The 10,149-nt window shown below is 72.1% G+C and carries 9 protein-coding genes; 1 reads left to right on the top strand and 8 read right to left on the bottom strand.

What is annotated here, in order from left to right; all coding sequences use genetic code 11:
* Positions 1-64 precede the first annotated feature (64 nt).
* The 6 genes from ACUY4T_RS13405 to infC all read right to left on the bottom strand — a co-directional run bounded on the left by ACUY4T_RS13405 (position 65) and on the right by infC (position 4,053).
* Positions 65-931 carry a glutamate ABC transporter substrate-binding protein gene (locus ACUY4T_RS13405; RefSeq protein WP_446019461.1) on the bottom strand — a complete coding sequence of 289 codons (867 nt, stop codon included), beginning with the start codon at positions 929-931 and terminating at the stop codon, positions 65-67.
* A 58-nt stretch (positions 932-989) separates the two neighbouring features.
* Complete coding sequence (locus ACUY4T_RS13400) at positions 990-1,778, bottom strand: amino acid ABC transporter ATP-binding protein (RefSeq protein ID WP_446019460.1); 789 nt, start codon at positions 1,776-1,778, stop codon at positions 990-992.
* A 69-nt stretch (positions 1,779-1,847) separates the two neighbouring features.
* A complete protein-coding gene (locus ACUY4T_RS13395; RefSeq protein ID WP_446019459.1) occupies positions 1,848-2,651 on the bottom strand; it encodes a TrmH family RNA methyltransferase in 804 nt (267 codons plus the stop codon).
* A 115-nt stretch (positions 2,652-2,766) separates the two neighbouring features.
* The gene (gene rplT / locus ACUY4T_RS13390; protein ID WP_446019458.1) at positions 2,767-3,153 is read right to left on the bottom strand and encodes a 50S ribosomal protein L20; all 387 of its coding nucleotides are present in this window, start codon (positions 3,151-3,153) and stop codon (positions 2,767-2,769) included.
* Between the two features lie 32 nt (positions 3,154-3,185).
* Positions 3,186-3,380, bottom strand: coding sequence for a 50S ribosomal protein L35 (gene rpmI, locus ACUY4T_RS13385; protein ID WP_067949205.1), 195 nt, complete (start codon positions 3,378-3,380; stop codon positions 3,186-3,188).
* Positions 3,381-3,435: 55 nt separating this feature from the next.
* Entirely contained in the window at positions 3,436-4,053 is a 618-nt protein-coding gene (gene infC, locus ACUY4T_RS13380) for a translation initiation factor IF-3 (RefSeq protein ID WP_446019464.1), read from the bottom strand.
* A gap of 355 nt (positions 4,054-4,408) precedes the next feature.
* On the opposite strand from infC, the gene ACUY4T_RS13375 reads away from it, so the two are divergent.
* The gene (locus ACUY4T_RS13375) at positions 4,409-4,711 is read left to right on the top strand and encodes a DUF1844 domain-containing protein (protein ID WP_446019463.1); all 303 of its coding nucleotides are present in this window, start codon (positions 4,409-4,411) and stop codon (positions 4,709-4,711) included.
* 23 nt (positions 4,712-4,734) lie between these two features.
* Here the strand turns inward: ACUY4T_RS13375 and ACUY4T_RS13370 are convergent, their stop codons facing one another.
* Positions 4,735-5,511, bottom strand: a complete 777-nt coding sequence (locus ACUY4T_RS13370) for a DNA-formamidopyrimidine glycosylase family protein (RefSeq protein WP_446019457.1) — start codon at positions 5,509-5,511, stop codon at positions 4,735-4,737.
* A 4-nt stretch (positions 5,512-5,515) separates the two neighbouring features.
* A complete protein-coding gene (locus ACUY4T_RS13365; RefSeq protein WP_446019456.1) occupies positions 5,516-10,129 on the bottom strand; it encodes an ATP-dependent helicase in 4,614 nt (1,537 codons plus the stop codon).
* Positions 10,130-10,149 lie beyond the last annotated feature (20 nt).

The raw sequence follows: 10,149 nt of genomic DNA, 5'->3' as shown, positions 1-10,149 counted from the left end.
GGCGGGGTGGGAGGGGGGTTGGGGTGGGGTCTGGTGTTAGACGGCCGACCCCCCCCCGACGGGATCAGTACCGGTCGACGGCCGGCGGGTCGCGGAACTCGAGCACGGTGCCCGCGGTGGCCTCCCAGGCCTCCTCGTAGCGTCCGTCCTCGTACGCCGCCTCGAGGACGTCGTTGATGAAGTCCCGGAACTCGTCATCGCCCTTCATCAGGCCGATGCCGTAGGGCTCCTCGGTGAAGGGGTCGCCGACCACCTTGAACTCGCCGGGGTTCTGGTCGACCAGGCCCGCGAGGATCACGTTGTCGGTCGACACCGCGACGGCCTGGCCGCTGCGGAGCGGCTCGAGGCAGTTGCTGTAGGTGTCGGTCTCGATCACCTCGGCACCCAGGTCGCGGAGGTTCTGGGCCGGGGTCGAGCCGCTCACCGAGCAGACCGGCTGTCCGACGAGGTCCTCCTCGGACTGGATGTCCTCGTTGCTCTCGAGGACCAGGATCGACTGGCCCGCCTCGAAGTACGGCCCGGCGAAGTCGACGACCTGCTTGCGGTCGTCGTTGATCGTGTAGGTCGCGACGACGAAGTCGACCTCGCCGTTCTCGATGAACGGCTCGCGGTTGGCCGAGACCGTCTCGACCCACTCGATGTCCTCGGGCGCGATGCCGAGCTCGCCGGCGATGATCTTCGCGATCTCGACGTCGAACCCGACGGGCACGCCGTCGGGACCGACGAGGCCGAACAGCGGCTGGTCGAACTTCGTGCCGATCGTGACCGTGCCCGCCTCGGCGAGATCGGCCATCGTCGTGCCCTCCTCGAACTCGGGGGCCTCCTCGACGGTGGGCTCCTCGGCCGCGTCGTCGCCGCCGCCGGCGCAGCCGGTGAACAGGAGTGCGCTCGCGGCGGCCGCCGCGACGAGTGCGATTCTGCTGCGTCTCATGTCGTGCCTCATCTCTCGTGGTTCGTTCGGGTTCCCCGCAGCTCGTGGCCGCGGAGGTCTAGTGCTCGAGGATCTTCGACAGGAAGTCCTTCGCGCGGTCGGTCTTGGGGTGGTCGAAGAACTCGGCCGGGGTCGCCTCCTCGACGATCTTCCCGTCGGACATGAAGAGCACGCGGTCGGCCGCCTTGCGGGCGAATCCCATCTCGTGGGTGACGGCGATCATCGTCATGCCCTGCTCGGCCAGGCCGACCATCACGTCGAGCACCTCGTTGATCATCTCGGGGTCGAGCGCGCTCGTGGGCTCGTCGAGCAGGATGAGCTTGGGGTTCATCGCCAACGACCGGGCGATCGCGACGCGCTGCTGCTGCCCTCCGGAGAGCTGCGCCGGCATCTTCTGCGCCTGGTTCGCCACGCCCACTCGCTCCAGGAGTTCCATGGCCTTCGCCTCGGCCTCCTTGCGCGGCACCTTCCTGACCCGGATCGGCGCCAGCGTCACGTTCTCGAGCACCGTCTTGTGGGCGAAGAGGTTGAACGACTGGAAGACCATGCCCACGTCGGCGCGCAGCTTCGCCAGCCCCGCGCCCTCTTCGGGCAGCTTCTCACCGTCGATCGTGATCGTGCCGGAGTCGATCGTCTCGAGCCGGTTGATGGCACGGCAGAGCGTGGACTTGCCCGAGCCCGACGGCCCGATCACGACGACGACCTCGCCGCGGTTGACGACCGTGTTGATGTCGTTGAGCACGTGGAGGTCGCCGAAGTGCTTGTCGACGTGGTCGATCACCACGAGCGGTTCGCCGCGGCGGACCGAGATGTTCGACGTGGGCGGAGCGGTGTCGGCCGGAGGCATACCCCTCAAACTAGGGCTCGGCGCCGTCCCGCGGCCACCCGCACGCCGGGGGGTTTACCGTTTCGTGACCTAGACGTCGCGCTGGGCGAAGGCGCTCTCGTAGAGGCAGACGGCGGCCGCCGTCGCGAGGTTCATCGACTCCGCGTTGCCGTAGATGGGCACGGTCACCACGCGGTCCGCGAGCTCCAGCTTCTCGTCGGGCAGCCCGCGCGCCTCGTTGCCGAAGAGCCACGCCGTCGGTCGCTCGAGCAGCCCCTCGCGGCGCGCGGCCAGCAGGTCCTCGCCCTTCACGTCGGCCGCGAGGACGGTGAGCCCGGCTTCGCGGGCGCGCGCCAGCACGTCCTCCAGCTCCGCGCCCACGGCGACGGGAAGGTGGAAGATCGATCCGGTCGACGAGCGGACCACCTTGGGGTTGTACAGGTCGACCGCTCGGCCGGTGAAGACGACGGCGTCGGCGCCCGCGGCATCCGCTGCACGGACGATCGTGCCCGCGTTGCCGGGGTCGCGCACCTCCTCGAGGATGGCCACGAGCGTGGGCTTCGTCGCGAAGACGTCCTTCACCGCGGTCGGGAACTGGTGGCACACGGCCACGAAGCCCTGCGGCGTGACCGTGTCGGCCATCGCGTTCAGCACTTCCTCCGACACGAACTCGACGTCGACGCCCGCATCGATCGCGGTGTCGCCGATGTCGGCGTAGCGTTCGAGCGCGGTCGGAGTGGCGTACAGCTCGACCACGAGCTGCGGGCGGAACGTGAGCGCCTCGGCGACGGCCTGCGGCCCTTCGAGCAGGAACATGCCCGTCTCGACGCGTGCGGGCTTCTTCGCGAGCTTCGCGACGGCCCGCACGCGCGGCGACCTCGGGTTCTCCAGCATGCCGTCAGTCTATTGACCGACGGGGATGGCGCGGCATGGCGCGCCATCCCCCCGACGACGGCGAACGGCCCGGCACCCGCGAAGGGTGCCGGGCCGTTCGGACCGGAGGACGGGGCTACGCCGCGTCCTTCGGAGCGTTCACGTCGCTCGGGAGCGCCTGCTTGGCGGACTCGACGAGGGCGGCGAACGTCGCGGGCTCGTGGACCGCGAGGTCCGCGAGGATGCGGCGGTCGACCTCGATGCCGGCCAGGCCGAGGCCCTGGATGAGGCGGTTGTAGGTCATGCCGTTCTGGCGCGCGGCCGCGTTGATCCGCTGGATCCAGAGGCGACGGAAGTCGCCCTTCTTGGCACGACGGTCGTTGTACGAGTAGACGAGGGAGTGGGTGACCTGCTCCTTCGCCTTGCGGTAGAGGCGCGACCGCTGACCGCGGTAGCCCTCGGCGCGCTCGAGGATGACCCGACGCTTCTTGTGGGCGTTGACCGCCCGCTTCACTCTTGCCATTGCTCTGTTACTTCCTTATCGGGTCTCGTCGCTCAGCGACCGAGCAGCTTCTTGATGACCTTGGTGTCGGGCGCCGAGGCGACCTTGTCCTGGTTCAGACGGCGGGTGCGCACCGAGGACTTGCCCTCGAGGTTGTGACGCATACCGGCCTGCTGCTTCTTGATCTTGCCGCTGCCGGTGACCTTGAAGCGCTTCTTGGACCCGGAGTGGGTCTTCTGCTTCGGCATCTCGTGTTTCTCCTTGGTTCTGCCGCCACTCGGGGATGGCGGACGTCGTACTGGCCTAGGCCTCGGTGGCCTCGGCCGACTGCGACTGGTCGCCCTCGGCCTCGGCCGGGGGGCGCTGCTTCGCCGCAGCACGCTGTGCGTTCGCCTCGGCCTTGGCCTCGGACTTGTTCTTCAGCGGAGCGATGACCATCACCATGTTCCGGCCGTCGATCGTGGGGTTGTGCTCGACCGTGCCGAACTCGGCCACGTCCTCCGCGAAGCGCTGCAGGAGGCGGACGCCCATCTCGGGACGCGACTGCTCGCGACCCCGGAACAGGATCATCGCCTTCACCTTGTCGCCGGCCTTCAGGAAGCCGACGGCGCGCTTCATCTTGGTCTCGTAGTCGTGCTTGTCGATCTTGAGGCGGAACCGGACCTCCTTGAGGATCGTGTTCGCCTGGTTGCGCCGAGCCTCCTTGGCCTTCTGCGCAGCCTCGTACTTGTACTTGCCGTAGTCCATGATCTTGACGACCGGCGGACGGGAGTTCGGCGCGACCTCGACGAGATCGAGGTCGGCCTCCTGCGCGAGCCGCAGTGCCACCTCGATCTTCACGACGCCGACCTGCTCTCCGCCTGGGCCCACGAGGCGGACCTCGGGGACGCGGATACGGTCATTGGTACGCGGATCGCTGATGCGTGTCTCCTCTACTCGAACTGGTTCCAGCTCCTCGGGAGACGGATGCCGCCCGAGGACGAGAGCGGAAATCCACGCGATGATCCCAGCGGTTCTGCACCGCGGACTCATGCGGCACCCTTGCTACTCCCCCGCCGGAGCGGGGAAGCGGAGTGCGAACGACCCGGTAACCTTGATGAAGCGGTATGCGCGGGTGGGAGTCTCTCCACTTTCGTACCGGGGACTGGCCCCGGAGCCCGCAGTAGTCTAGCAGAGGAATCCCCCGGTGACCGACACTTCGCCCGAGCCCACGCCTGCGCCCGAGCACGCCCCCGCCGACGACCAGGGCGACGCGGTCGCCGGCGCGACGCGCGACATCGCCGAGGTGCCCGCCGTCGAGGTCATCACGACCGCGTCGGTGCACCTGATGAGCGCGGCGGCCGTGAAGGTCGGGCTCGCGGACGACCCGGCGTCGCAGACCGACCTCGACGAGGCTCGGAAGCTCATCAACGCGCTCGCCGGCCTGATCACCGCGGGCGCACCGGAGATCAGCGACATGCACGCCCGCTCGCTCCGCGACGGCCTCCGCTCGCTGCAGCTCGCGTTCCGCGAGGCCTCGTCCATCCCCGACCCGATCGGCAAGGGGCCGGGCGAGAAGTGGACCGGCCCGGTCACCTGACCGAACGCCGGCCGGTGCGTCGCTCACGGCTGGCAGTGCGGACACCAGTAGGTCTCGCGCAGTTCGACGTCGTTGCGGCCGAATCGCCCGTGCGCGATGCGCGTCCCGCACCGACGGCACGGCTCGCCCTCGCGACCGTAGACCCACAGTCGGCGCCCCGGGCGCGTATCGCCCGTCGTGGTGCGCTCGAGCCGGTCGCGGTTGGCGAAGATGACCCGGCGGGCGAGGTCGATCGTCGGCGCGAGGTCGACCTCGCCGATCGGCCGGTCGGGGCGGATGCCGCGCAGGAAGCACACCTCGTTGACCAGGACGTTGCCGAGGCCGGCGAGGTTGCGCTGGTCGGCCAGTGCGACGACGGCGGGCACGTCGGGGGCGGCGGCGAGGCGGCGGCCGGCTTCCGCCGCATCCCAGTCCGGGCCGAGCAGGTCGGGACCCAGGTAGCCCATGCGCTCGGCTTCCTCGGAAGCGGCGAAGACCTCGACGAGGCCGAGATCGAAGCCGACCGCGGTGGCCTCCGCGGTCTCGACGATCGCCCGGGCCCGGTACGCCGGGCGTGGCCACTTCTGGCCGGGCCGGAGCACGCGCCACTCCCCCTCCATCTTGAGGTGGGTGTGCAGCACCGCGTCGCCGATGCGCATCAGCAGGTGCTTGCCTCGGCTTCCCACCGAGTGGATGGCGTCGCCGGCGAAGTCGACGGTCGCGAAGGCGGGCACGCGCAGGTCGCTCCGGGTGACCACGCGCCCGGCCAGCGCGGCATCGAGCCGCTTCGCGGCACGGAAGACGGTGTCGCCCTCGGGCACGGCCTCAGCTCCTCGACTCGAACCGGAGCCCCTGCGGCGACTCCCGGAATCCGGCGGCGCGCAGCGGCGCGTCGAGCACCGACCCGTGGACGCCGTCGCCGTTGACCGACTCGACCCGGAACCGCGCTCCACGGCCTCGGGCCAGCGCTGCGGCGAGGGCGGAGGCGCCCGCCGCGAGCACCTCGGGGTCGTCGGTGAAGACGAGGGCCGTCCGTCCGCCGCGTTCGAGGTAGAACGCTGCCTCGCCGTCGACGATGGCGACGAGCGCCCCGCCCTTGCGGGCGGGCCGATGGGTGAGCTCCGCCGTCGGCTCCGGCCAGTCGAGCGCGGCGCCGAACGGATTGGCCGGGTCGGTCGCCGCCAGCACGAACGCACCTCCCGACGGCGCCTGGCGCAGCCGGTCGACTGCGGCGCTCGTGGCGAACTGCGCCCCACCCTGGCCGTCGACGAAGTACCCGCGGCGAACCCGGCCCGACTCCTCGAAACCCGCGAGCGTCCGGTAGGCCAGCGCGAAGCCCCCGAGCAGGTCCTCCGCCATCACTGAGCCGCGGGTCACGACGCCGTAGCGCTCGAGCAGGGTCTCCCCGAGCGCGTGGGCGCGGGGGGTCGCCGCATCGCTCGGCATCGGGAGCACCGACCAGCGGCCGGCGGCGCGGGGCGGGGCGGCGCGAGGGGCGCGAGCACCCTCCGCCGCGGCCGCCGCCGCGGCGAGCGCCCGTCGCGACACCGCTCGGCCTCGGACTCGCGCCCGGGGCGCCGCGGCCTTCGTCTTGTGCGCGCCGCCTCCCGCGAGCAGGCCCCGGACCGGCGCGAAGGTGTCGTTGGTCACGAGCCCGCCCCACACGAGCCGCCAGAGCGCGTCGAGCACGGCGCGGTCGTCGGTGCCGCCGACGGCGTCGACGAGTTGCCGGAAGAAGAACGCGCCGCCGCCGCCGAGGACCGCGAGCAGCTCGGTCTCGAGCGCGTCGAGCGGTTGATCGACCGCCGCCGGCATGGTCAGCTTCGCGGTGTCGGCCAGGTGGAGGCTGATCCAGACGTCGTCTCCTGAGAGCGGCCCGCGACCGACCCAGAGCACCTCGCCGTTCGCGGTGAGCTCGTCGAGCATCTCGGGGCGGTAGTCGCCGACCCGTGCCGGAAGCACGAACGTCTCCCACGCCGACGCCGGGACGGGGACCCCCTCGAGCTGCTCGATGACCGCCGCCACGCCGTCGACGCCCCGCAGTCGACCGCCGACGTGCTGCCAGTCGGGCAGGAACCGCGCGAACTCCCGAGGAGCGACGGGTTCGACCTCCTCCCGCAACGCCGCCAGTGAGCGTCGGCGCAGCCGGCGGAGGACTTCGGCGTCGCACCACTCGGCACCGCTGCCGTGCGGTAGGAACGCCCCCTCGACCAGCCGGCGGTCGCTGGCGAGGCGCGCGAGCGCGGCCTGGGCGATCGCCACGCCGATGCCGAAGCGCTCCGCGACGGCAGGGGCGGCGAACGGGCCGTGCGTACGGGCGTATCGGCTCACGAGGTCGCCGAGCGGGTCGCCGACCGACTCGCCGAACACCTCGGGGAGCCCGGGCGGGATCGGCACGCCGAGCGCGTCGCGGAGTCGGCTCAGGTCCTCGACGGCCACGAACCAGTCGCTCCCCGCGAACCGGACCGCGGCGGCGCGGCGTGCGGCGACGAGCTCGCCGACCGAGGCGGCGACATCGGTCTGGGAGTCGACGCGCTCGCCGAGCTCGTGCGCCGTCAACGGGCCGAGCTCCCGCAGCAGGTCGGCCACGCCCTCGGCGCCGTCGGCGCGCCGGTCGGGGTGCGTGCGCTGCAGCATCCGCTCGACCTCGTCGACGATCGCGGGGTCGAGCAGTTCGCGCAGCTCGACCGTGCCGAGGAGTTCGGCGAGCAGCCCCGGGTCGAGCGAGAGCGCGGCGGCGCGCCGCTCGGCCAGCGGGGCGTCGCCCTCGTACATGAACGCGCCGACGTACCCGAAGAGCAGGCTCGCCGCGAAGGGGCTCGCCGTGTCGGTCGCGACGTCGACGAACCTGACGCGACGCGCGCGGATGCGCTCGGCGATCGCCGTGAGCGCGGGCAGGTCGTACACGTCCTGCAGGCATTCCCGGACGGCCTCGAGCACGATCGGGAAGTCGGGGAAGTCGCGCGCGACCTCGAGCAGCTGCGACGCCTTCTGCCGCTGCTGCCAGAGCGGCGACCGCCGGCCGGGGTTCTGCCGCGGCAGCAGGAGCGCTCGGGCCGCGCACTCCCGGAACCGGGAGGCGAACAGCGCCGAGTCGCCGACCCGCTCCGTCGCGAGCTGCGCGAGCTCGGCGGGCTCGAAGTCGAACAGCTCGCTGCCGGGCGGGTCGTCGGCGGTGTCGGGCAGCCGCAGCACGATGCCGTCGTCGCTCGCGACCGCATGCGACTCGACGCCGAGGCGCTCCCGGATCCGCGCGTCGACCGCCAGCGCCCAGGGCGCGTGGACCCGCATGCCGTACGGCGAGTGCAGCACGATGCGCCAGTCCCCCAGCTCGTCGCGGAACCGCTCGACGACCAGGTTCTGGTCGTCGGGCACGATGCGCGTGGCGTCGCGCTGGTCGCCGATGAACCGCACGAGGTTCGCGCCGGCGCGTTCGTCGAGCCCTGCGGCGGTGCAGCGCTCGAGCGCTGCGGGCGGTTCCGCGCCGGCGAGCTCGCCGATGAACCCGCCGATCGCCTCGCCGAGCTCGGCCGGCCGGCCGATGCCGTCACCCTTCCAGAACGGGAGACGCCCGGGTTCGCCGAACGCCGGCGAGACGAGGACGCGGTCGTGCGTGATCTCCTGGATGCGCCAGCTGGTGGCGCCGAGGGCGAACACGTCGCCGACCCGGGACTCGTAGACCATCTCCTCGTCGAGTTCGCCGACCCTGCGGCCGGGACCGGCATCGCCGATCATGAAGACGCCGAACAGCCCGCGGTCCGGGATGGTGCCGCCCGACGTGACCGCGAGGCGCTGGGCGCCGCGGCGACCGGTGATCGTACCCGCATCGCGGTCCCACACGATGCGGGGCCGGAGCTCGCCGAACCGATCGGACGGATAGCGGCCCGCGAGCAGGTCGAGCGTCGCGTCGAACGCCGAGCGCGGCAGGGTGTGGAACGGCGCCGCACGCCGGACGACGTCGAACCAGTGCTCCACCTCCCACTCGTCGACCGCCGAGGCCGCGACCGTCTGCTGCGCGAGCACGTCGAGCGGGTTGGCCGGGATCCGCAGCGGCTCGATGCCGCCGGCGACCATGCGCTCGGCGACGACCGCCGAGTGCAGCAGGTCGGCCCGGTGCTTCGGGAACATCACGCCCTTGGAGACCTCGCCGACCTGGTGCCCGGCGCGGCCGATGCGCTGCAGCCCGCTCGCGACGGATGGCGGCGACTCGACCTGCATGACGAGGTCGACCGCGCCCATGTCGATGCCGAGCTCGAGGCTCGAGGTCGCCACGACGCACTTGAGCCGGCCGGCCTTCAAGTCGGCCTCGACGAGCGCGCGCTCCTCCTTGCTCACCGAACCGTGATGGGATCGGGCGATCACGGGCTCGGCGCCGGCGGTGATCCCGGATGCGCCGGCGAGCTCGGCGGGAGGGCGCCGGGGTGCGACCGGCGCCGCGCCGCCCGAGGCGCCGGGCGTCGCGGAGGCCGACACCGCCTCGAGCTCGGACTCGGCGGTCGACTCATCGGGCGGCGCGTTCCGCTCGGCCCAGAGCTCGTTCAGCCGCGCGGTGAGCCGCTCCGCCAGGCGCCGCGAGTTCGCGAACACGATCGTGGAGCGGTGCGCGAGCACCTCGTCGAGGATGGCCTCCTCGACGTGCGGCCACACGGATCCGCCGGTGTCTCCGGACAGGTCGGCGAGGTCGTCGACCGGAACGGTCACGCGCAGGTCGAACCGCTTGCCGGATGGCGGCGCGACGATCGTCACCGGGCGGGTGCCCGAGAGGAACCGTGCGACCTCCTCATGGGGCCGCACCGTCGCCGAGAGCCCGATGCGCTGGACCGGTGCGGCGACCAGCTCGTCGAGCCGCTCGAGCGACAGCGCGAGGTGCGCGCCGCGCTTGCCGCCCGCCAGCGCGTGGATCTCGTCGACGATGACCGTCTCGACTCCGGCGAGGGTCTCGCGGGCCTGCGACGTGAGCATCAGGAAGAGCGACTCGGGCGTCGTGATCAGGATGTCGGGCGGCCGCTTGACGAGCGCACGCCGATCGGTGGGCGACGTGTCGCCGGACCGCACGCCGACGGTCACCTCGGGGACCGACGCCCCCGTCGCCGCCGCCGTCCGCGCGATGCCGATGAGCGGCGCGCGCAGGTTCCGCTCGACGTCGACGCCGAGGGCCTTGAGTGGCGAGATGTACACCACCCGGGTCCCGCGCTGGGCGGCGTCGCCCACCTCGCCCGTCGCCGGATCGGCCAGGGCGGCGGGTGCGTGGTGGAGCCGGTCGATCGCCGACAGGAACGCGGCGAGGGTCTTCCCGGAGCCGGTCGGCGCCACCACCAGCGCGTGCTCGCCGCGCGCGATGGCCCGCCAGGCCGCCTCCTGCACGGCGGTGGGCTCGCGGAAGGACTCGGTGAACCACGCCCGCGTCGCGGGCGCGAACTCGTCGAGCGCGCCGGTCATCCTCCCATTCAAACGGATGC

This window comes from Agromyces arachidis (assembly GCF_052805135.1).
Note: the sequence above shows the minus strand (reverse complement) of the source record. Positions and strands in the feature narration are given on the sequence as shown.

Coding starts and splice junctions, on each gene's coding strand:
- ACUY4T_RS13395 (WP_446019459.1), bottom strand. CDS start 2,651: ATGCTGGAGAACCCGAGGTCGCCGCGCGTGCGGGCCGTCGCGAAGCTC.
- ACUY4T_RS13405 (WP_446019461.1), bottom strand. CDS start 931: ATGAGACGCAGCAGAATCGCACTCGTCGCGGCGGCCGCCGCGAGCGCA.
- ACUY4T_RS13365 (WP_446019456.1), bottom strand. CDS start 10,129: ATGACCGGCGCGCTCGACGAGTTCGCGCCCGCGACGCGGGCGTGGTTC.
- rplT (WP_446019458.1), bottom strand. CDS start 3,153: ATGGCAAGAGTGAAGCGGGCGGTCAACGCCCACAAGAAGCGTCGGGTC.
- ACUY4T_RS13400 (WP_446019460.1), bottom strand. CDS start 1,778: ATGCCTCCGGCCGACACCGCTCCGCCCACGTCGAACATCTCGGTCCGC.
- rpmI (WP_067949205.1), bottom strand. CDS start 3,380: ATGCCGAAGCAGAAGACCCACTCCGGGTCCAAGAAGCGCTTCAAGGTC.